The sequence below is a fragment of the Streptomyces sp. yr375 genome (assembly GCF_900110755.1).
Classification (GTDB): domain Bacteria; phylum Actinomycetota; class Actinomycetes; order Streptomycetales; family Streptomycetaceae; genus Streptomyces.
In genome coordinates, this window is record NZ_FOFF01000017.1 from 100,841 (window position 1) to 120,591 (window position 19,751).

Consider the following 19,751-nt stretch of genomic DNA (forward strand, 5'->3'; position numbering starts at 1 on the left):
CCGCCCCCTCCCCGGCTTAGCGTGAAACCACCGACGCGATCCCGTCGGACCACGCACCAGCGAGGAGTGACCCTCATGACCACCACCGGGCTGCAGACGATCATCTACCCCGTCAAGGACGTCGTCCGGGCGAAGGCCCTGTTCAGCGCGCTGCTGGAGGTCGAGCCGTACGCGGACGAGCCCTACTACGTCGGCTACAAGGCCGCCGGCCAGGACGTCGGCCTCGACCCGAACGGGCACGCCCAGGGCATGACCGGGCCGGTGCCGTTCTGGCACGTCACCGACCTCAGGGAGCGCCTCGCGGCGCTGGTGGCGGCGGGCGCCGAGGTGCTCCAGGACGTGCGCGACGTCGGCAACGGCCGGCTGATCGCCTCCGTGAAGGACCCGGACGGAAACCTCGTGGGGCTCCTCCAGGACCCGTCCTGACAGACTGCTTGCGCCCGCACTAGTTGCACGGTCAATGACTGCCGGATCGGTGTTACCGTGCGGGTATGGCAGCGAAGACGGCCGGGGCGGGCCTCGAGGAGCGGTGGCGGGACATTCTGTCCGTGCACGCCCGCACGATGTGCGAGATCGATCGCTCACTGCATCCGCACGGCCTCGGCGCGAGCGACTTCGAGGTGCTCGACATCCTCGCCTCCGAGGCCCCCCGCGAGGGCGACCACTGCCGGGTGCAGAACCTCGTCGGCCGGGTGCACCTCAGCCAGAGCGCGCTGTCCCGCCTCATCGGCCGCCTGGAGAAGGAAGGCCTGGTGGAGCGTTCCGTCTGCATGGAGGACCGGCGCGGCGTGTGGGTCGCCCTCACCCGCAAGGGCCGCGACCTGCACACGGAGGTGCTCCCGCTCCAGCGGGCGGCCCTGGACCGGATGCTGGGCACCGCCCGGGAAACCAGCCGGGAAACCCCCTAGGAAGCCGCACGGGAACAGGGCTCAGCGGGCGAGCAGGGTGCGGACGCCTTCCGAGGTGAGGGTCAGCGGATGGTCGCCGGCCGCGTCGATGGCGAGGGACAGCTCACCGGTCGGCCACTGCGCGGCGAGCGCCCCGAGGGGCACCAGACGGTAGCGGGCGACGTTCGGCAGCAGGTCCGCCATCTCCGGTTCGGAGGTGAACACCGGCACCACGGGCGCGCCCCCTGACTGCTCCAGTACGGGCAGGGCGACCGTGGTCGGGTCGCTGACGTCCTCGTCGGTGGCGTCGTCGGGCACGGGCACGAGGACGTCGCAGTGCGCGAGCGTGTCCAGCGCCGCCCTGTCCTCGGTGTCCCGGGCCAGCGCGTCCAGCGCCAGCGCGGCGGGGTTGTCGGGGCGGTTGTTCGCGGGTGTCTCCATGGCAGCTCTCCCTGGTAGCGGCGGTCCGGCCTCGCGTACCCGACCGGCGGAGGATCAATCCCCCGGTGGGGGTCGGGCTCGCGCCGGACGGGTCCGCGGCAGTGCCACGACGGTCGTCCCGCCGGACGCCGGACGCCGGACACCGAGCGCCGGGCGAGCGGCCGGGTGCAGGTCCATGACATGCCCGGCCCGGAGGGGCGGCTTCGGGGCCGGGGTCCCTCCCTGATGTTGGGCGACCGGCGACTTGGGTGACTAGGGAGCGTGCCGGTGGGCCGACTCGTTCTCCTGGGCCATGCGCCTGAGCGCCATCAGGGCGGGTTCCAGCAGGACGGTCAGCAGCAGGGCGCGCTCGGCCACCTCCAACGGGTCGGTGAGGCCGTCGAGTTGGTCGAGGTCGAGGGCGGCGGTGCGCTCGGCGAGGTGCGCGTACGGCAGCAGGGTGCGCCAGTCCAGCGGGACGCCGAGAGAGCGCAGCGTGGACAGGGTCTCGGCGAGGGTGGCGCGGGCGGGGGCCGACTCGTGCACATGCCAGCCCAACTCCTGGACCAACTCCCCCACTTCGGCCGCCTCCGGGGTCTCTTCGGTGGCTTCCCCGGCCACCCGCAGGGAGCCCAGGGCGAGGCCGAGCAGCCGGTGGGTGTCGCCGCTGTGCTCGGCGAGCGCGTCCAGCACCTCGCGGGTGGTGCTGACGGACAGCCCGCGCACCCCGGTCAGCGCGCGGATCAGGCGGAGCCGGCGCAGGTGCTGCTCGTCGTACTCGGCCTGGGTGGCCGACGTCTGCCGGCCGGGCTGGAGCAGGCCCTCGCGAAGGTAGTACTTGATCGTCGTCACGGAGACCCCACTACGGCGGCTCAGTTCGGAGATGCGCATTCGGTTCGACTCCGCTCTGGAAACTGGATACCTGCACTGTCTAACATGGATAGTGGAGGTATCCAATATTGCCTCGCGCCTCCGGAGAGAAGGACCTCAGCCATGCCCACCCCACGCCGGACCACAAAGACGCCGGTCCTCGACAAATCGGCCGCCCCCGCCCCCGTGGCCGAGGGCCGCCGGATACCCCTCTGGCTCGCGATCGTCGCGGCGAGCGTGCCGATGTTCATGGTCGCGCTCGACAACCTCGTCGTCTCCACCGCTCTGCACACCCTGGCCGTGGACCTGAAGGCGGACACGCAGGAACTGCAGTGGTTCGTCAACGCGTATGTGCTGAGCTTCGCCTGCCTGCTGATGACCGGCGCCGCGCTCGGCGACCGGTTCGGGCGGCGGAGGGTGTTCGTCGTCGGCATCGCCCTGTTCACGCTGGCCTCCATCGGCTGCGGACTGGCCGACACCAGCGCCCAGTTGATCGCCTTCCGGACGATCCAGGGCTTCGGCGCGGCGGCCGTCATGCCGCTGTCGCTGACCCTGCTGTCGCAGGCGGTGCCGGAGCGGCTGCGCGGGATGGCGCTGGGCGTGTGGTCCGGGGTGAGCGGTCTGGCCGTGGCGATGGGCCCGGTGGTGGGCGGCGCGGTGGTCGACGGTCTGGACTGGCGGTGGATCTTCTGGATCAACGTTCCGGTGTGTGTGATCGCGATCCCGCTGGTCCTGTTCGCGCTGCGGGAGAGCAGGCTGCCCGGCGTCCGCCTCGACCTGCTCGGCATGGCGCTCGCGGCGGCCGGTCTGTGCGCGGTGGTGTGGGCGATCGTGCACGGCGAGCCGGACGGCTGGACGTCGGCGAAGGTGCTGGGCACGTTCCTGGCGGGCGTGGTGCTGCTGGCCGGGTTCGTGGCGTGGGAGGCCCGGGTGCCGGAGCCGATGCTGCCGCTGTCCTTCTACGCGGTGCGGTCCTTCACGCTCACCAACATCGTGTCGGCGGCCATGTACTTCGGCGTGTTCGGCTCGCTGTTCCTGCTGGCCCAGTACCTCCAGATCGTGCCGTCGCGCACCCCGCTGGAGGCCGGTGTGCGCACCCTGGCGTGGACGCTGATGCCGATGTTCGTCGCCCCGGTGGCCGGTCTGCTCACCGACAAGGTGGGCGGCGGCCGGCTGATGGCCCTCGGCCTCTTCCTCCAGGGCGTCGGCCTGGGCTGGATCAACCTGGTCGCGGACGTCGACACGGCGTACGCGTCGCTGGTCGGCCCGATGATCGTGGCCGGTGTCGGCATGGGCTTCGTGTTCGCGCCGACGGCGGCGGTCGTGCTCGGCTCGGTCGCCAAGGAGCACGCGGGCAAGGCGTCCGGCGCGAACAGCACGGTCCGCGAGATCGGCGGCGCGCTCGGCATCGCCGTACTGAGCACGGTGTTCGTGGCGCACGGCAGCACGCGCGGGCCGCAGGAGTTCGTGGACGGGCTGCACCCCGCCGTGTGGGTGGGCGTCGCGGTGGTGTTCGCCGGCGCGCTGTGCGCCCTGGGCATCCCGCGCCGGCAGCAGGCACCCGAGGAGGCCGCGGCGGGCGGGCAGCCCGGCCGCGTGCACACCTGAGCGCGGGCCCGCTTGAATGATCGAAAAACCAGGGGGTTAGCATATGAGCGCCACCTAGCTCGAAAGATAGGCCCGTGACGCTCAACGACGATTCGTTCACCAACTGGAAGAACCGCGAGGAGATCGCGGAGTCGATGATCCCGATGATCGGGAAGCTGCACCGCGAGCGGGACGTGACGATCCTGCTGCACAGCCGCTCCCTGGTGAACAGGTCGGTGGTCAGCATCCTCAAGACCCACCGGTTCGCCCGGCAGATCGCGGGCGAGGAGCTCTCGGTCACCGAGACGCTGCCCTTCCTCCAGGCCCTCACCACGCTCGACCTCGGGCCGTCCCAGATCGACATCGGCATGCTCGCCGCGACCTACCGGGCCGACGACCGCGGTCTGTCGGTGGTCGAGTTCACCGCCGAGGCCGTGGCCGGCGCCACCGGCGCGAACAAGATCGACCGTTGTGAGCCGCGCGACGTCGTGCTGTACGGCTTCGGCCGCATCGGCCGGCTCGTGGCCCGCCTGCTCATCGAGAAGTCCGGCTCCGGCAACGGCCTGCGGCTGCGCGCCATCGTGGTGCGCGGCGGCGGCGAGCAGGATCTCGTCAAGCGGGCGTCACTGCTGCGCCGGGACTCCGTCCACGGCCAGTTCCAGGGCACGATCACGGTCGACGAGGCCAACAGCAGGATCATCGCCAACGGCAACGAGATCACGGTGATCTACGCCGACGACCCGACCGAGGTCGACTACACGGCGTACGGCATCGACAACGCCATCCTGATCGACAACACCGGCAAGTGGCGCGACCGCGAGGGGCTCTCGAAGCATCTGCGGCCGGGCATCGACAAGGTCGTGCTGACCGCGCCCGGCAAGGGCGACGTGCCGAACATCGTGCACGGCGTCAACCACGACACGATCAAGCAGGACGAGCAGGTCCTGTCCTGCGCGTCCTGCACGACCAACGCGATCGTCCCGCCGCTGAAGGCGATGGCGGACGAGTACGGCGTGCTGCGCGGCCACGTGGAGACCGTCCACTCGTTCACCAACGACCAGAACCTGCTGGACAACTACCACAAGGCGGACCGGCGCGGCCGTTCGGCGCCGCTGAACATGGTCATCACCGAGACGGGCGCCGCGTCCGCCGTCGCCAAGGCGCTGCCCGACCTCAAGGCGCCGATCACCGGCAGCTCGATCCGGGTGCCGGTGCCGGACGTGTCGATCGCGATCCTCAGTCTGCGCCTCGGGCGCGAGACCAGCCGCGAGGAGGTCCTCGAGTACCTGCGCGAGGTCTCGCTGACCTCGCCGCTCAAGCGCCAGATCGACTTCACCACGGCGCCGGACGCGGTCTCCATGGACTTCATCGGCTCGCGCCACGCCTCGATCATCGACGCCGGCGCCACCAAGGTCGACGGCGACAACGCGATCCTCTACCTCTGGTACGACAACGAGTTCGGCTACTCCTGCCAGGTCGTCCGCGTCGTCCAGCACGTCTCCGGGGTGGAGTACCCGACGTACCCGGCGACGGGCGTCTGAGACCGGCTGACCGCGGGAAGCATGGGGCGCCCCCCGACCGGAGGGCGCCCCGCTCCTGTGTGCCGGGCCGGTCAGGCCGAGGTCTCGGGGCGGCCCGGCTCGGCCCAGTGGGTGTGGAAAGCGCCCGGGCGGTCGGTACGGCCGTAGGTGTGGGCGCCGAAGTAGTCGCGCTGGCCCTGGAGGAGGGCGGCGGGCAGCCGGCCGGCGCGCAGGGTGTCGTAGTGGGCGAGCGCGGCGGAGAAGGCGGGGACGGGGATGCCGCGGCGGGCGGCGGAGGCCACGGTCTCCCGCCAGGGCACCTGCGCGTCGGTGATCTCCATGGCGAACTCCATCTCGCCGAGCAGACTGACCAGTTCCGGGTCTGCGGCGTACGCGGCGCGGATCCGGTCGAGGAACGAGGCCCGGATGATGCAGCCGCCGCGCCAGATCCGGGCGACCGCGCCGAGGTCGATCTTCCAGCCGAACTCGCCGGCCGCGTCCTGGATCATCTTCCAGCCCTGGTCGTAGGCGACGACCTTCGACGCGTACAGGGCGTGCTCGACCTGCGAGGTGAAGCGGGTGGCCTCGGTGCGGCTCAGCGGGGGCGTGGTGCCGCCGGGCAACCCCGCGTAGGCGGCGCGCAGTTCACGCTGTCCTGAGGCGGCGCGGGCGAAGGTGGCCTGGGCGATGGCGGTGACCGGGGAGCCCAGGTCCAGGGCGGTCTGCACGGTCCAGCGGCCGGTGCCCTTCTGGCCGGCGGCGTCGGTCACGACGTCGACGAACGGCTCGCCGGTGGCGGCGTCGGTGTGGGCGAGGACCTCGGCGGTGATCTCGATCAGGTAGGAGCCGAGCCGGCCCTCGTTCCAGGTGCGGAAGATGTCGGCGATCTCGGCCGGGGTGTAGCCGGCCACCTGGCGCAGCAGGTCGTAGGCCTCGGCGATGAGCTGCATGTCGGCGTACTCGATGCCGTTGTGCACCATCTTGACGAAGTGTCCGGCGCCGTCGGTGCCGATGTGCGTGGCGCACGGCTCGCCGTCGACCTTCGCACTGATCGACTCGAACATGGGGCCCAGGACGTCGTACGACTCCGTGGAGCCGCCGACCATGACGGCCGGCCCGTTCAGCGCGCCCTCCTCGCCGCCGGAGACGCCGGCGCCGACGAAGTGCAGGCCGCGCTCGCGCAGGGCCTCCTCGCGGCGGCGGGTGTCGGCGTAGTGGGCGTTGCCGCCGTCGATGATCATGTCGCCGGGCTCCAGGAGCGGGGCGAACTCGTCGATGACCGCGTCGGTGACCGCGCCCGCCTGCACCATGATCATCAACCGGCGGGGGCGTTCGAGCGCGGCCACGAAGTCCGCGGCCGACTCGGCGGGGACGAACGTGCCCTCGTGGCCGAACTCCTCGACGAGCGCGCGCGTGCGTCCGGCGGTGCGGTTGTGGACGGCGACGGGGTAACCGTTGCGGGCGAAGTTGCGCGCGAGGTTGCGGCCCATCACGCCGAGGCCGGTGACGCCGATGGCGGCGGTTGCGTTCACGAGGTACGTCCCTAGGATCGGTGCCGTGGTCGGAGGGGCGCGCGGCCCCCGGTACCACCAGGTACGGACCGTCGGCCGGTTCTTCTCGATACCGCGCCGATTCCTTTTCCGCTCCTTTTTCCGCTCCTGTTCCGCGCGCCGATCACCGCGGACCGGGCAGCCGCTATCTGCGTCTCCAGGGCAGCCCGGCGGGGTCGGACCCGACGTTCTCGGCCCGGTGCAGGGCATCGCTGATCGCCTCGCCGATCTCCGCGAGCTGGTGCACCTGCTCGGGGGTGAGGGCGTCGAACACCGCCCGGCGCACGGCCTCCACATGCCCGGGGGCGACCTTCTCCAGCAGGGCCTTGCCCTCGTCGGTGAGGAAGGCGAGCTGGCCACGGCCGTCGGTGGGGTCCTCCCTGCGGTCCACGAGACCGACCTCGCGCAGCCGGTTCACCGCGTGGGTGAGCCGGCTGCGGGTGATCTTCAGACGCTCCGCGAGCTCCGACATGCTCAGGGTCCCGTCCGACTCCAGGGAGAGGTAGGCCAGCAGGCTGTAGTCGGCGTGCGTCATCCCGGCGTCGCGCCGCAACTGCCGGTTGAGGTAGTCGGCGAGGAGGACGGAGAAGTCGACGTAGGCCAGCCAGGCTCGTCGTTCGTCGGAGTTGAGCCAACGGGGCGTCGTGGACATGCGCACACATTACCTACCATGATATCTACTTCACGGTTCAACCATATCTCGGCAAAACCCCTCCGCGCCCTCTCGCCCGACGGGTACCGGCCCCCGACCGGCGGCGGTGGTGCGCCCGTCACCACCACCGCCGGTCGACACGACGTCATATGACGTTCCGTCAACTGATCGTGCAGGCACCGCCGTTGAGCGTGAACGCCGTCGGCGCGGTGTTGGCCGCGCTCTTGCTGCCGATGAAGCCGACGGTGACCGAGCCGCCGGCGGGGATGGTGGAGGTGTAGGAGGCGGGGGCCACGCTCACCGTGCCGCCGGTCTGCGTGGCGGTCCCGCCCCACATGTTGGTGACGGTCTGACCGTCGGCGAAGGCGAAGCCGAGCTTCCAGCCGCTGATGACGGAGGTGCCGGTGTTGCGCAGGACGATCTCGCCCTGGAAGCCGCCCTGCCACTCCCCCACGACGCGATAGCCGACGGAGCAGGCCACGGCGGGCGCGCTGCCGGTGGTGACGCTCACCGTGGCCGAGCGGGCGGAGCGGTTCCCGGCGGCGTCGCGGGCGTAGACGGCGAAGGTGTACGCGGTGTTCGCCGTCAGGCCGGTGACGGTCGCGGCGTTGCTGGTGGACGCGGCGACGGCCGTCTCGGTGGTCCCGCTGATCCGTACGACGTCGTAGCCGGCGACGCCGACGTTGTCGGTCGCGGCGGGCCAGGCGAGGGCGGCGGAGGTGGCCGTCACGGTACCGGCGGTCGGGGTGCCGGGGGCGGTCGGGGCCTGGGTGTCGCCCGGGGTGGCGCCGCCGTAGACGGTGGCTTCCTTGGCGGTCTGGGCGATGCCATTGACGCCGTTGAAGACGCGCTGACCCCACGAACTGAGCTGCGTGGGATCGAAGTTGAGCGTCAGATCGAGGATCGGGTCGGTGTTGCCGCTCCACGACCAGGCCAGGTAGCCGAGCCTGAGCTGCTGGGCGGCGGCCATCATGGTGTCCTCGTCGGGGTCGCCGTACTGGTCGGCGGGGCCGCCGAACTCGCCGATGAGGAGGGGGAGTTTGGCGTCGACGAAGGCGTTCAGGTAGTCGGTGATCTCCGTGGCGGTGTCGAAGACGCTGTACATGTGGATCGAGAAGATCAGGTTGCCGGTGGGGTCGGCGGCGTACACGGACCGGGCGTTGGCCCGCATGACGCCCCGCCAGTCCTGTCCCCAGTTGGGCGCGTCCACCATGATGGTGTGCTGGAAGCCGGCGGTGCGCAGCTTCTTGATCGCGGCGATCGTGGGATCGGTCCAGCCCTCGGGGCTGGTGTTGCCCCAGGGCTCGTTGCCGATGTTCACGATGATGTAGTTCTCCTGGCCGGCGAGCACGTCCTTCAGGCCGATCCAGTAGTCGGCCGCCTGGTCGAGCGTGCCGGCCGCGCTGTCCTCGCCGTAGCCGGTGGTGTCGTGCACCTCCAGTACGCAGATCAGCCGGTTGGCCTTGCACTGGGCGACGACGTTCGCCACGTCCGCGGCGCTGTTGGCGCTCCAGCGGTGGCCGTCGGCGAGGACGACGCGCACGGTGTTGGCGCCCATCGCCTTGATGTCGGCCAGCGACTGCTGCGTCCGGCCCGGGTACCAGGTGTGGGCGTGGTTGACGCCGCGCATGATGAAGTCGTTCCCGTTGCCCTCGACCAGCCGGCCCTCGCTGATGTGGAGACCGGTGGCGAGGGCGCGCGGCGACGAGGCCCCGGCCAGGACCCCGCCCTGGGCCTGCGCGGCGGCCGGGCAGAGAGCGCCGACGAGGGCCAACAGGCCCAGCAGAGCGGCGAGTCTGGCCAGCAGGGCGGTCGAGGGGCGCGGTCGTGGGGTGCCGCTCGTCGTACCTCTGGTCGCGCTTCCTGCTGCTGTGCTTCGTGTCGAACTGCTCGTCGTGCTGCTTGTCGTGCTTCTTGTTGTTCTCACTGCGACTCCAGGAGTGAGGCCAAGAAACTCAGGTGGCAGATGGGGTTCGGAGCTTGCATGTGGGAGCGCTCCCATCAAGCCATCGCACCAAGTACACGTCAAGGCATCGCGCATGGCGGGGTCCCCCGGCAACCGCCAAGACGCCGCTGGGGGTACCCCTGACCGTCAGGCTCCCTGCGCCCGACCCGCGAGGTCGGCCGCCCAGAACGTGCCGTCCGGGTAGCGGTACTCGGCGAGGGAGGCTGAGTGCATGGCGGCGGAGAAGCCGGGGGTGAGCGGGGCGGTGTAGTGGCCGTCGCGGATCACCACCGGGGCGAGGAAGTGGTCGTGCAGATGGTCGACGTACTCGATGACGCGGTCCTCGGTGGTGCCGGACAGGGCCAGGTAGTCGAACATCGAGAGGTGCTGCACGAGTTCGCACAGGCCGACGCCGCCGGCGTGCGGGCAGACCGGTACGCCGAACTTGGCGGCGAGCAGCAGGATCGCGAGGTTCTCGTTGACGCCGCCGACCCGGGCCGCGTCGATCTGGAGCACGTCGAGGGCGTCGGCCTGGAGCAACTGCTTGAAGACGATGCGGTTCTGGACGTGTTCGCCGGTGGCGACCTTCACCGGCGCGACCGCCGCGCGGATGGCCGCGTGGCCGAGGATGTCGTCGGGGCTGGTCGGCTCCTCGATCCAGTACGGGTCGAACTCGGCGAGCGCGCGGGTCCATTCGACGGCCTCGCCGATGTTCCAGCGCTGGTTGGCGTCGACGGCGATGCGGATGGCCGGGCCGACGGCGGCGCGGGCGGTGCGCAGCCGCCGTAGGTCGTCGTCGAGGTCGGCGCCGACCTTGAGCTTGATCTGGGTGAAGCCGTCGGCGACGGCCTGCTTGGCGAGCCGGGTGAGCTTCTCGTCGGAGTAGCCGAGCCAGCCCGGTGAGGTGGTGTAGGCGGGGTAGCCGCGCTCCAGCAGCGCCGCCTCGCGCTCGGCGAGCCCGGTGCGCCCGTCCCGCAGCAGGGTGAGGGCGTCTTCGGGGGTGAGGGCGTCGGCGATGTAGCGGAAGTCGACCTGGGAGACCAGCCATTCGGGGTCGGCGTGGGCGAGCAGCCGCCACAGCGGCTGTCCGGCGCGCTTGGCGGCGAGGTCCCACACCGCGTTGACCACCGCGCCGACGGCCATGTGCATCACGCCCTTCTCCGGGCCGAGCCAGCGCAGTTGGCTGTCGCCGATCAGGTCGCGGTTGAGGGAGCCCGGGTCGGCGCACAGTTCGGCCACAGTCCGCCCCAGGACGTGGTGGCGCAGGGCGGCGATCGCGGCGACCTGGACGTCGTTGCCGCGTCCGATGGTGAAGGTGAAGCCGTGGCCCTCCAGCCCGTCGCCGGCGTCGGTGCGCAGCACGACGTAGGCGGCGGAGTAGTCGGGATCCGGGTTCATCGCGTCGGAGCCGTCCAGCTCCCGCGAGGTCGGAAAGCGGATGTCGTGGGTGTCCACCGCGATGATCCGGGCGGGGGTTGCGGTCAAGGGGACGCCTTTCTTGCTTGCCGGCCCTCATTCATCGGAGGTCGGAGGAATGACGGAACTGCGACTGTAGGGGCCTCGTGACGCCCTGACAACACCCCCAGAAAATCCGCAGATACGTTTGAACACAACCCCTTGTCAGCACAGGCAACGCCGTCGTAACGTCCTCGACGTTCGAGATACATCGGAGGAATCACCGCGCCTCGCCTCCCTTCCTCTTCCTTCCCCTCCCCTTCCTTGTCTGCTCCCTCTCTGCTCCCTCTCTCATCCTTCTCCCCCTTTCCTCCTCCCGCCCTCGTGCGGCTCCCAGCCCTGGCTAAGGAGAAAACCCGGCCATGAAGCTCGCCCAGCTCGCTCGCACCCGCTCCACCCGCGCCGCCGCAGTCGGCGTCGTCGTCGCGGCCCTCACTCTTCTCACCGCGTGCAACCGCGACAGCGCGGGATCGGGCGGCTCTGGCGGCTCGGGCGGCGACGCTCCCGCCATCGGGATCGACCTGCCGCGTTCCGACTCCGACTTCTGGAACTCCTACGCCGAGTACGTCCAGAAGGGCATCAAGTCCGAGGGCATCAAGGCGCTGCCGCTGAGCAACTCGCAGAACGACGTCACCAAGCTGGTCGCCAATGTGCAGGTGTTCCAGAACACGGGCGCCAAGGCCGTCGTCATGGCCCCGCAGGACACCGGCGCGATCGCCTCCACGCTGGACACCCTCGCGTCGAAGAAGATCCCGGTGGTCAGTGTCGACACCCGCCCCGACAAGGGTGACGTCTACATGGTCGTACGCGCCGACAACCGGGCGTACGGCACCAAGGCCTGCGAGTTTCTCGGCAAGCAGCTCGGCGGCAAGGGCAAGGTCGCCGAGTTGCAGGGCGCGCTGGACTCCATCAACGGGCGGGACCGCTCCGAGGCGTTCGCCGCGTGCATGAAGGAGAAGTTCCCCGCCATCAAGGTGTTCGAGCTGCCCACCGACTGGAAGGGCGACGTGGCCTCCGCCAAGCTGCAGAGCCTGCTCGCCCAGCACCCCGATCTGAACGGCATCTACATGCAGGCGGGCGGTGTCTTCCTGCAGCCGACCCTGGCCCTGCTGGAGCAGAAGGGCCTGCTCAAGCCGGCGGGCCAGAAGGGGCACATCTCGATCATCTCCAACGACGGCATCCCGCAGGAGTTCGACGCGATCCGCAAGGGCCAGATCGACGCGACCGTCTCCCAGCCCGCCGACCTCTACGCCAAGTACGCGCTGTACTACGCCAAGGCCGGGGCCGAGGGCAAGACGTTCAAGCCGGGCAAGACCGACCACGACTCCACGATCATCAAGATCCCGGGCGGTCTCGAGGACCAGTTGCCGGCGCCGCTGGTGACCAAGGAGAACGTGGAGGACAAGACCCTGTGGGGCAACACCGTCGGCCAGTGACCGACCGGACCGGCAACCGCGCCCGTACCCCTGGAAGGACGGTATCCCCATGGCGGACACCGCGACCGCGCCCGTGACGGGGCACGGAGACACCGGACCGACCCCGGTGGCCGAGGCCATCGCGGTCGGCAAGCGGTTCGGCGCCACCGTCGCGCTGCGCGACGCCCGTATCGCCGTCGCCCCCGGCGAGTCGCACGCGCTGGTGGGCCGCAACGGGGCCGGCAAGTCGACGCTCGTGTCGCTCCTGACCGGACTGCGCAGGCCCGACACCGGCACCGTGCGCTTCCACGGCGAACTCGCGCCGCCCGTCGGTGACATCGACGCCTGGCGGTCCCGGGTGGCCTGCGTCTACCAGCAGTCCACGATCATCCAGGACCTGACGGTCGCGGAGAACCTCTTCCTGAACCGGCAGAGCGCCGGTCCGCTCCGGCCCATCCGCTGGCGGGAGTTGCGGCGCAGGGCCGAGGAACTCCTCGGCGAGTACGGCGTGGACGTCGACGCGGGCGCGCGGGCCAGGGAACTCACCGTGGAGCAGCGGCAGTTCGTGGAGATCGCCCGCGCGCTGTCGTTCGGCGCGCGGTTCATCGTCCTCGACGAGCCGACCGCGAAGCTCGACGCGCGCGGTATCGGCCGGCTCTTCGACAAGCTCCGCGACCTCCAACGCCAGGGCGTCGCCTTCCTGTTCATCTCGCACCACCTCCAAGAGGTGTACGACCTCTGCACGACGGTCACGGTCTACCGCGACGCGACCCACATCCTCACCGCGCCCGTGGCCGAGGTCGGCCACCAGGCCCTGGTGGAGGCGATGACCGGGGAGACGTCCAGCACCACGACCGCCACCACTTCCCGTACCGCTGCCCGTGGGGACGGTGCCGTGGTGCCCAGTGAAGGCCCTGAACTGCTCGCGATCGAGGGGCTCACGCTCCCCGGTGCCTGCGACGGCCTGTCGCTGTCGGTCCGCTCCGGTGAGGTGGTGGGGCTGGCCGGAGCGGCAGCAAGCGGCAATGTGCGGGTCGGGGAGGCCGTCGCCGGTCTGCATCGCGCCGCGGAGGGCCGGATCTCGGTCGGCGGCCGTGCCGTACGCACCGGGAGTGTTCCGGCGGCGCTGGCCGCGGGCGTCGGTCTGGTCCCGGAGGACCGTCATCTCCAGGGGCTGGTGCACAACCGCAGCGTGGCGGAGAACGCGACGCTCACCGTCACCGACCAACTGGGCCCGTTCGGCACGGTGTTGCCGTCCCGGACCCGGATCTTCGCCCAGCGCATGATCCGGGATCTCGACATCAAGACGCCGGGCGCGGCCACCCCGGTCTCCGCGTTGTCCGGCGGCAACCAGCAGAAGGTCGTCGTCGCCCGGGCGCTGGCCACCGACCCGCGGGTGCTGGTCGCCGTCCGGCCCACCAACGGGGTGGACGTCAAGTCCAAGGAGTTCCTGCTGCACCGGATCCGCGAGGTCGCGGACGGCGGGCGGGCCGCGCTGATCGTCTCCGACGAGCTGGACGACCTGCGGGTCTGCGACCGGGTCGTCGTGATGTTCCACGGCCGTGTGGTCGCGGAGTTCGCGCCCGGCTGGCGGGACGAGCAGGTGGTCGCCGCCATGGAGGGCGTCGCCGACCGGGCCACAACACCGGCTACAGACACGGCACTTGGCACGGACGAAGCACCCGACAACACCGGCGAGGTGTCCGGTGCCGGTGAAGGTATCGAGACCGACGAGGACGAAAGGTAGTCATGTCCGCCACCACTGATGTCACCGACCCCGCAGCGGGCGTGGCGCGCAAGACCGCCGAGGAGCCCGGGCGCGGGCGTGGGCTCGACCTCGGCCGGTTCCGTGAGCTGTCGCTGATCCCGGCGATCCTGGTCCTGGGTCTGATCGGGTTCATCGTCTCGCCGGCCTTCCTGACCTACGACAACCTGATCGGCGTGGCCCAGCAGTCCACGGAGCTGAGCCTGCTCGTCCTCGCCACCGCGCTGATCCTGATCTGCGGCCGCATGGACCTGTCCCTGGAGTCCACCATCGGCGTGGCTCCGGTCATCGCCGTCTGGCTGGTCCTGCCGACGAGCGGGGCGCGGTTCACGGGGCTCGGGCTGCTCCCCGAGTGGACGGCCGTCCCGCTCTGCCTGCTGGTGGGTATGGTGATCGGCGCCGTCAACGGGTTCCTGATCCTGAAACTGCGGCTGAACGGTTTCATCGTCACCCTCGGCATGCTGACGATGCTGCGCGGACTCCAGGTCGCCCTCTCCGAGGGCCAGTCCATCGTCGAACTCCCCTCCTCCTTCAGCTACTTGGGCAGGGCGTCGTGGTGGGGGGTGCCCGCGGCGATCTGGATCTGCGTGCTGCTGTTCGCCCTCGGCAGCGCCGCGCTGGCCTGGCTGCGGCACGGCCGGGCGCTGTACGCGATCGGCGGCAACGCGGAGGCGGCCCGTACCGCCGGTATCCGGGTGGACCGGATCGTGTGGGCGGTGCTGATCACCGGCAGTGTGCTGGCGGCGTTCGCCGGCATCCTCTACAGCGGTCACTACGGTTCCATCTCCGCGACCCAGGGCAGCGGCTGGATCTTCCAGGTGTTCGCCGCGACGGTCATCGGCGGGGTCAGCCTCAACGGCGGCAAGGGCTCGGTGTTCGGTGCGCTGACCGGTGTGCTGACGCTCCAGCTCGTCGTCAACGTGATGACGCTGGCGGGGGTGCCGCCGCTGTGGAACCAGTTCCTCAACGGCGCGATCATCATCGTCGCGCTGATCATCTCCCGCTTCGCCTCCGGCGAGAAGCAGGAGTAGGCCCCCACCCCGGAGCAGGCCCACCCCGCAGGAGCAGGCCCGCAGAGAGGCGCACTCGTGGCACTGACGGACGTGGCCATGGACAAGATCAAGGCGATGATCGTGGCGGGCGACCTCGCGCCGGGTTCCCGGTTGCCGAAGGAGGAGGTGCTGGCCGGGCAGCTCGGGCTGTCCCGCAGTTCGCTGCGCGAGGCGGTGCGGGCGCTGACCGCGATGCGGATCCTGGTCACCCGGCAGGGTGACGGCACGTATGTGTCGAGCCTGGAGCCGCACCTGCTGTTCGAGGCGCTCTCCTTCGCCTCGGACGTCTCCCAGGGGCAGACCGCCCTGCAACTCCTGGAGGTGCGCAGGCTGCTCGAACCCCAGGCGACCGGTCTGGCGGCCACCCTGCTCGGCCCCGACGACCTCGACGAACTGGCCGCCGTCCTACGGCGGTCCCGGTCGGCGGCGACGGTCGAGGAGTTCGTCGGTCATGACATCGCGTTCCATCTGCGGATCGTCGAAGCCGTCGGCAATCCGGTGCTGTCGATGCTGCTGCGTGTGCTGTCCACGCGCACCCAGCGGGTCCGTATCGTCCGGGGTACGCGGACCGAACGGGCCGTGGAGCACGCGCACCGGGAGCACGACGAGATCCTGCGCGCGCTGCGCGCCCGTGACGCCCCGTTGGCGGTCTCGACCGCGACGGTCCATGTCGCGGCCGTGGAGCAGTGGTTGGCGACCGACCTCGTCGAGGCCCCCCGCTGCGCACTCGACGGCTGACCCGGTGCCGGGTGTCCGGGCCGTCAGTCGGATTCGTACTCCGAGCCGGAGTCCGGCGGGTCGTGGACGAAGTCACCGGTGGCCAGTTCGCCGTTGACCACCCAGTCGTTGGTGAGTTCGGCGTCGATCGCCGCGGCCCTGGAGCGGATCACGTCGACCACGGCCTGCTCGCCGCGCATCCACTGCGGCATCAGCCAGTTGGGGAAGAACTGGCCGTGCGCCCCGGCGGCGACCACCCGGTAGCCGAGGTCGCGCCCGATGGTCTCGTTGACCGCGTCGAACGCCCACTGGCAGGCGACGCAGGCCAGTTTGACCCCGCCCATGTGCACGGTCTTGGGGTCGTCGGGGTCTCTGGGGGCCCGCTTCCAGGCGGCGACCTGCTCGCCGAGCAGCGTCATCTCGCCGTGCTGGGCGGGCACCCCCTTCTTGACCGGGGTGCCGATGGAGAACCAGCGGATCGGCTTGTGCAACGCCTCGTAGATGTCGGCCAGTTCGGGGGACTCGGGGTGGTGCTCGGCGTACGAACCGGCGTCCAGGGCGCGGAGCTTGCTGCGGTCCTGGCGCTCCCGCTGCCGTTGGTCCGCGCTCGAACCCCACGCGTTGTGGCCCGCCCTGGGCGCGCTGCCGTCGGCGAACCCGCGGATCTCCTGCTCGATCGTCTGCCGCTGCTGCTCCGTGACGACCCGCTTGCCGGTGTTGCCCGAGATGCCGAGCGAGCCGTCGGGCAGCAGGTTGACGGCGAGGTGGGGGGTGAACTTGTTCCTGGCCTTCGGGTTTCCGGCGAGGATGACGCGCTCGGCGGTGCGGGCCACCCGGTCCAGCATCCGCAGCGCCGCGTCCCGGTCGGACTCGGCGGGGGCGCCGGTCCGGGTGAACGTGGGGGCGCGCTGGACGGGCGGTGCCGCCGACTCGGTCGTCGCGTGGCCGCACCCCGGGCCGTGGGCGTGGCGTTCCTGGTCGAGTATGCGGGCCACCGCCGCGTTGCCCGCCGTGCGCTGGAGGGCGAGGAGGGAGACGGCGTCGGGGGTGGCGGCGGGGACGGGCGGGCGGCCCTGCTTCGGGGGCCGTGCGCCCGTGTCCCGTTCCCAGCTCTCGTGCGGTCGGGTGCGCATGACGGTCAGTCCACTCCTCCGGGTCGTTCTCCTGTCAGGAGAACGGGTCACCGGCCGCGGCGGGAAGGACCGTTCGGGCAAGGGTGCGGGCAGGATGCCGGCCCGACCGCACCCGACGCGGGCCCGTCAGCCCGCCTCGACGGGGCGGTTGCCGTCCGCCGCCTCCGCCACCGGCCGGCCGACGTCGGCCGAGGCGGCCGGGACCGAGGCATCCGTGACCGGGGCCTTCGTCATCACCGTCCCCGCGACCGAGCCCTCCGCGACCTTGGCCTCCGTGTCATCCGTGGCCTCCGGGTCCGGAGCCAAGGGGAGTTCGCCGTTCAGGACGCGATGCGCGCGCTCCGAGTCCAGAGCGCCTTCCCAGCGGGAGACCGCGAAGGCGGCCACGCAGTTGCCGAGCAGGTTGGTGGCCACGCGCATCGAGTCCATGATGCGGTCCACGCCCAGCAGGAGGGCGACCGCCCCGGCGGGGATGACCCCGAGCGCGGAGGCGGTCGCCGACAGCGCGAGGAACGCCGAACCGGGCACGCCCGCCATGCCCTTGCTGGTGAGCATGAGCATCAGTACGACGGTCACCTGCTGGCCCAGGGTCAGATCGACGCCGACGGCCTGGGCGATGAACAGGGTCGCGATGGACAGGTAGATCGACGCGCCGTCGAGGTTGAAGGAGTAGCCGGTGGGCACCACGAGGCCCACGGCGTCGTCGCGGCAGCCGGCGTGACGCAGTTTCTGCATCATGCGCGGCATGACGGTCTCGCTGGAGGCGGTGCCGAGGGCGAGCAGCATCTCCTCGCGGGTGTAGCGGACGAACTTCCACAGGCTCAGCCCGGTGAACGCCTTCAGCGCCGCCGCGAGCAGCAGCAGGAACAGCAGGGCGACGGCGTAACAGACGCCGATGAGCTTGCCGTACGTCGACAGCACGCCCAGCCCGTACTGGCCGACCAGATGCGCGGTGGCGCCGAAGACCGCGAGCGGGGCGAGCTTCATGACGAAGCCGACGATCGCGAAGACGACCTCCTGCACCTGCTCGACGGCCGGCAGGACGGCGGGCACCTTGGTGTGGCCGAGGTGGAGGAGGGCCGCGCCCACGAGACAGGCGAGGACCAGAACCTGCAACAGCGAGTTCTCGGCGAACGCCCCCACGGCGCTCTCGGGCAGCGCGTGCAGGAGGAACTCGCCGGTCGACGGCAGTGACCCGCCGCCGGTCTTCGCCTCGACCGCGCCCGCGTCGAGCTGGGCCGGATCGACGTTCATGCCGGCGCCGGGCCGCACCAGGTTTCCCGCGACCAGGCCGAAGAGCAGGGCGAACGTCGTCGCCACCTCGAACCAGATGAGAGCCTTGAGGCCGATGCGGCCGAACGCCCTCAGATTGCCGGCCTTGGCTATGCCGGTGACCACCACACAGAACACGAGCGGCGCGATGACCGCTTTGATGAGCCTCACGAAGCCGTCGCCCAACGGCTGAACGGCGGTACCCAATCCGGGCCACAGCCGTCCCACGACCACTCCGAGCACCAGGGCGCAGGCGACCTGTATGAACAGAGAGGTACGCAGTAGACGTGCGACGCGTCGCGCAAGGGACGGTACGGACAGCGACACAGGCACTCCTTCGAGCCAGACTTTCGCCATACGGAAAAGATCTTCCGTAGCGTGCCCGCCACTATGGCCCACGTCATGACTTCGCAGAAGAGTCCGGACTCGCACCGCCGAAATATTGGACGTTCGTCCAAGTACCCGCCCGCCGACACCCGCCGGCACCCACTGACGGCCAGCGCCGGCACCGACACGTCTGCGGGACGGATGGATTCTGTCCGTCCATCCGGTGACGAGCCTGTGTGGATGTTGTAGTCGCCGGTCGGCGCGACGGCGGTCTATCAGCCGTTCAGGGCGTATTCGATACGGATTCGATCCGCCGCCGCTTCCGGGCACAGGCTTGCGGCGGTATCTGCGGTGCAGTAAGTACGTGAACCATGAACCTGTTCACCCGCGGCGCCTCCTTCCGGCGCTCGGCTCCCCCCACCGCTCCGCAACCCCCCGTCGGCTCCCCCGCTTTCCCCGCCGCCGGTCTCCCGAACCCCGCTCTGGCGGCGCTGACCGGAGAGTGGATGATCGACCCGGCGCACAGCCGGATAGGTTTCTCCGTCCGGCACGCCCTGGTGACGACGGTGCGCGGCGCTTTCACGGAGTACGAGAGCCGGCTCTATTTCGACGGCCACGACCCGGCCCGCTCACGGGCCGAGATCGTGCTGTCCACCGCGAGTGTCGACACCGGCGTGGAACAGCGCGACGTGCACCTGGTCGGCCGTGACTTCCTGGACGCCCGGACCTATCCGCGGATGGGTTTCACCAGTACCGCCGTCCATCTCGCGGGTCCCGACGTCTTCCGGATGACCGGCGATCTCACCATCAGGGAGACCACCCGTCCCGTGGTCCTGGACCTCACCTACCTGGGGCATGTCACCGACCCGTTCGGCTACGAGCGGGCCGGCTTCGACGGCACCACCACCATCGACCGTTCCGAATGGGGCCTCACGTACAACGCCCGGCTGGCCGAGGGCGGCGCCATGGTGAGCGAGAAGGTGCGTCTCCAGTTCGACATCGCCGCGATCCGCACCCCCGTCGGCTGACCGAAGGTCCCTCTCACCCCGTCGGCGGGGACGGCCGGGATGCCCGCAGGGGCACGATCTGTCTGTTCTGTACCCGGCACCGCCGCTTTGTCGGTGCCGGGTCGTAGGCTGATCAACGGGCCGCCTGGGCGCGGACGTTCGGACGAGGGGACAGCC

Annotated in this window: 17 protein-coding genes; 9 read left to right on the plus strand and 8 right to left on the minus strand. The window is 70.6% G+C overall.

The annotated features are described in order from the left end of the window. The first annotated feature begins 75 nt into the window (after window positions 1-75). Window positions 76-426 carry a VOC family protein gene (locus tag BMZ82_RS18935; RefSeq protein WP_093777280.1) on the plus strand — a complete coding sequence of 117 codons (351 nt, stop codon included), beginning with the start codon at window positions 76-78 and terminating at the stop codon, window positions 424-426. Window positions 427-491: 65 nt separating this feature from the next. Continuing rightward, window positions 492-908, plus strand: coding sequence for a MarR family winged helix-turn-helix transcriptional regulator (locus tag BMZ82_RS18940; RefSeq protein ID WP_093777282.1), 417 nt, complete (start codon window positions 492-494; stop codon window positions 906-908). A 21-nt stretch (window positions 909-929) separates the two neighbouring features. Here the strand turns inward: BMZ82_RS18940 and BMZ82_RS18945 are convergent, their stop codons facing one another. Together BMZ82_RS18945 and BMZ82_RS18950 are read right to left on the minus strand one after the other, a co-directional pair. Next, a complete protein-coding gene (locus BMZ82_RS18945; protein WP_093777284.1) occupies window positions 930-1,328 on the minus strand; it encodes an SseB family protein in 399 nt (132 codons plus the stop codon). 252 nt (window positions 1,329-1,580) lie between these two features. Next, window positions 1,581-2,198 (minus strand): MerR family transcriptional regulator, encoded by a 618-nt coding sequence (locus tag BMZ82_RS18950; RefSeq protein ID WP_093777286.1) that lies wholly within the window; start codon window positions 2,196-2,198, stop codon window positions 1,581-1,583. Window positions 2,199-2,300: 102 nt separating this feature from the next. Here BMZ82_RS18950 and BMZ82_RS18955 point away from each other — a divergent pair, with 102 nt between their 5' ends. Both BMZ82_RS18955 and BMZ82_RS18960 read left to right on the plus strand, forming a co-directional pair. Beyond that, the gene (locus BMZ82_RS18955; protein WP_093777288.1) at window positions 2,301-3,785 is read left to right on the plus strand and encodes an MFS transporter; all 1,485 of its coding nucleotides are present in this window, start codon (window positions 2,301-2,303) and stop codon (window positions 3,783-3,785) included. A 74-nt stretch (window positions 3,786-3,859) separates the two neighbouring features. After that, on the plus strand, window positions 3,860-5,305 hold the full coding sequence (locus BMZ82_RS18960) for a glyceraldehyde-3-phosphate dehydrogenase (protein WP_093777290.1): 1,446 nt from the start codon (window positions 3,860-3,862) through the stop codon (window positions 5,303-5,305). Between the two features lie 71 nt (window positions 5,306-5,376). On the opposite strand, the gene gndA is transcribed toward BMZ82_RS18960, so the two are convergent. The 4 genes from gndA to BMZ82_RS18980 form a co-directional block, all read right to left on the minus strand. Next, window positions 5,377-6,816, minus strand: a complete 1,440-nt coding sequence (gndA, locus tag BMZ82_RS18965; RefSeq protein ID WP_093777292.1) for an NADP-dependent phosphogluconate dehydrogenase — start codon at window positions 6,814-6,816, stop codon at window positions 5,377-5,379. Between the two features lie 163 nt (window positions 6,817-6,979). After that, window positions 6,980-7,486 carry a MarR family winged helix-turn-helix transcriptional regulator gene (locus tag BMZ82_RS18970; RefSeq protein ID WP_093777294.1) on the minus strand — a complete coding sequence of 169 codons (507 nt, stop codon included), beginning with the start codon at window positions 7,484-7,486 and terminating at the stop codon, window positions 6,980-6,982. Between the two features lie 160 nt (window positions 7,487-7,646). Next, window positions 7,647-9,290, minus strand: coding sequence for a cellulase family glycosylhydrolase (locus tag BMZ82_RS18975; RefSeq protein WP_093777350.1), 1,644 nt, complete (start codon window positions 9,288-9,290; stop codon window positions 7,647-7,649). 288 nt (window positions 9,291-9,578) lie between these two features. Beyond that, complete coding sequence (locus BMZ82_RS18980; RefSeq protein WP_093777296.1) at window positions 9,579-10,916, minus strand: enolase C-terminal domain-like protein; 1,338 nt, start codon at window positions 10,914-10,916, stop codon at window positions 9,579-9,581. A gap of 332 nt (window positions 10,917-11,248) precedes the next feature. Between BMZ82_RS18980 and BMZ82_RS18985 the strand changes: the two genes are divergently transcribed. From BMZ82_RS18985 to BMZ82_RS19000, 4 genes are read left to right on the plus strand one after another with little or no spacing between them, the layout of a single operon-like run. After that, entirely contained in the window at window positions 11,249-12,322 is a 1,074-nt protein-coding gene (locus BMZ82_RS18985; protein WP_093777298.1) for a sugar ABC transporter substrate-binding protein, read from the plus strand. 49 nt (window positions 12,323-12,371) lie between these two features. Then, a complete protein-coding gene (locus BMZ82_RS18990) occupies window positions 12,372-14,048 on the plus strand; it encodes a sugar ABC transporter ATP-binding protein (RefSeq protein WP_093777300.1) in 1,677 nt (558 codons plus the stop codon). A gap of 2 nt (window positions 14,049-14,050) precedes the next feature. Then, window positions 14,051-15,097: an ABC transporter permease gene (locus BMZ82_RS18995; RefSeq protein ID WP_093777302.1), complete on the plus strand. Its 1,047-nt coding sequence runs from the start codon at window positions 14,051-14,053 to the stop codon at window positions 15,095-15,097. 57 nt (window positions 15,098-15,154) lie between these two features. Next, window positions 15,155-15,856 (plus strand): FadR/GntR family transcriptional regulator, encoded by a 702-nt coding sequence (locus tag BMZ82_RS19000; RefSeq protein WP_093777304.1) that lies wholly within the window; start codon window positions 15,155-15,157, stop codon window positions 15,854-15,856. 23 nt (window positions 15,857-15,879) lie between these two features. Here BMZ82_RS19000 and BMZ82_RS19005 read toward each other — a convergent pair whose 3' ends face one another. Both BMZ82_RS19005 and BMZ82_RS19010 read right to left on the minus strand, forming a co-directional pair. Beyond that, window positions 15,880-16,968: a hypothetical protein gene (locus BMZ82_RS19005; protein ID WP_093777306.1), complete on the minus strand. Its 1,089-nt coding sequence runs from the start codon at window positions 16,966-16,968 to the stop codon at window positions 15,880-15,882. 126 nt (window positions 16,969-17,094) lie between these two features. Next, complete coding sequence (locus BMZ82_RS19010) at window positions 17,095-18,597, minus strand: cation:dicarboxylate symporter family transporter (RefSeq protein ID WP_093777308.1); 1,503 nt, start codon at window positions 18,595-18,597, stop codon at window positions 17,095-17,097. 341 nt (window positions 18,598-18,938) lie between these two features. Between BMZ82_RS19010 and BMZ82_RS19015 the strand changes: the two genes are divergently transcribed. Beyond that, complete coding sequence (locus BMZ82_RS19015; protein ID WP_093777310.1) at window positions 18,939-19,595, plus strand: YceI family protein; 657 nt, start codon at window positions 18,939-18,941, stop codon at window positions 19,593-19,595. Window positions 19,596-19,751 lie beyond the last annotated feature (156 nt).

Excerpts from the sequence above, each read along its gene's own strand:
- BMZ82_RS18995 (WP_093777302.1), top strand. The coding sequence starts at position 14,051 with ATGTCCGCCACCACTGATGTCACCGACCCCGCAGCGGGCGTGGCGCGC.
- BMZ82_RS18990 (WP_093777300.1), top strand. The coding sequence starts at position 12,372 with ATGGCGGACACCGCGACCGCGCCCGTGACGGGGCACGGAGACACCGGA.
- BMZ82_RS18945 (WP_093777284.1), bottom strand. The coding sequence starts at position 1,328 with ATGGAGACACCCGCGAACAACCGCCCCGACAACCCCGCCGCGCTGGCG.
- BMZ82_RS18985 (WP_093777298.1), top strand. The coding sequence starts at position 11,249 with ATGAAGCTCGCCCAGCTCGCTCGCACCCGCTCCACCCGCGCCGCCGCA.
- BMZ82_RS18955 (WP_093777288.1), top strand. The coding sequence starts at position 2,301 with ATGCCCACCCCACGCCGGACCACAAAGACGCCGGTCCTCGACAAATCG.
- BMZ82_RS19015 (WP_093777310.1), top strand. The coding sequence starts at position 18,939 with ATGAACCTGTTCACCCGCGGCGCCTCCTTCCGGCGCTCGGCTCCCCCC.
- BMZ82_RS18935 (WP_093777280.1), top strand. The coding sequence starts at position 76 with ATGACCACCACCGGGCTGCAGACGATCATCTACCCCGTCAAGGACGTC.
- BMZ82_RS18940 (WP_093777282.1), top strand. The coding sequence starts at position 492 with ATGGCAGCGAAGACGGCCGGGGCGGGCCTCGAGGAGCGGTGGCGGGAC.
- BMZ82_RS18970 (WP_093777294.1), bottom strand. The coding sequence starts at position 7,486 with ATGTCCACGACGCCCCGTTGGCTCAACTCCGACGAACGACGAGCCTGG.
- BMZ82_RS19005 (WP_093777306.1), bottom strand. The coding sequence starts at position 16,968 with ATGCGCACCCGACCGCACGAGAGCTGGGAACGGGACACGGGCGCACGG.
- BMZ82_RS19010 (WP_093777308.1), bottom strand. The coding sequence starts at position 18,597 with ATGGCGAAAGTCTGGCTCGAAGGAGTGCCTGTGTCGCTGTCCGTACCG.
- BMZ82_RS18950 (WP_093777286.1), bottom strand. The coding sequence starts at position 2,198 with ATGCGCATCTCCGAACTGAGCCGCCGTAGTGGGGTCTCCGTGACGACG.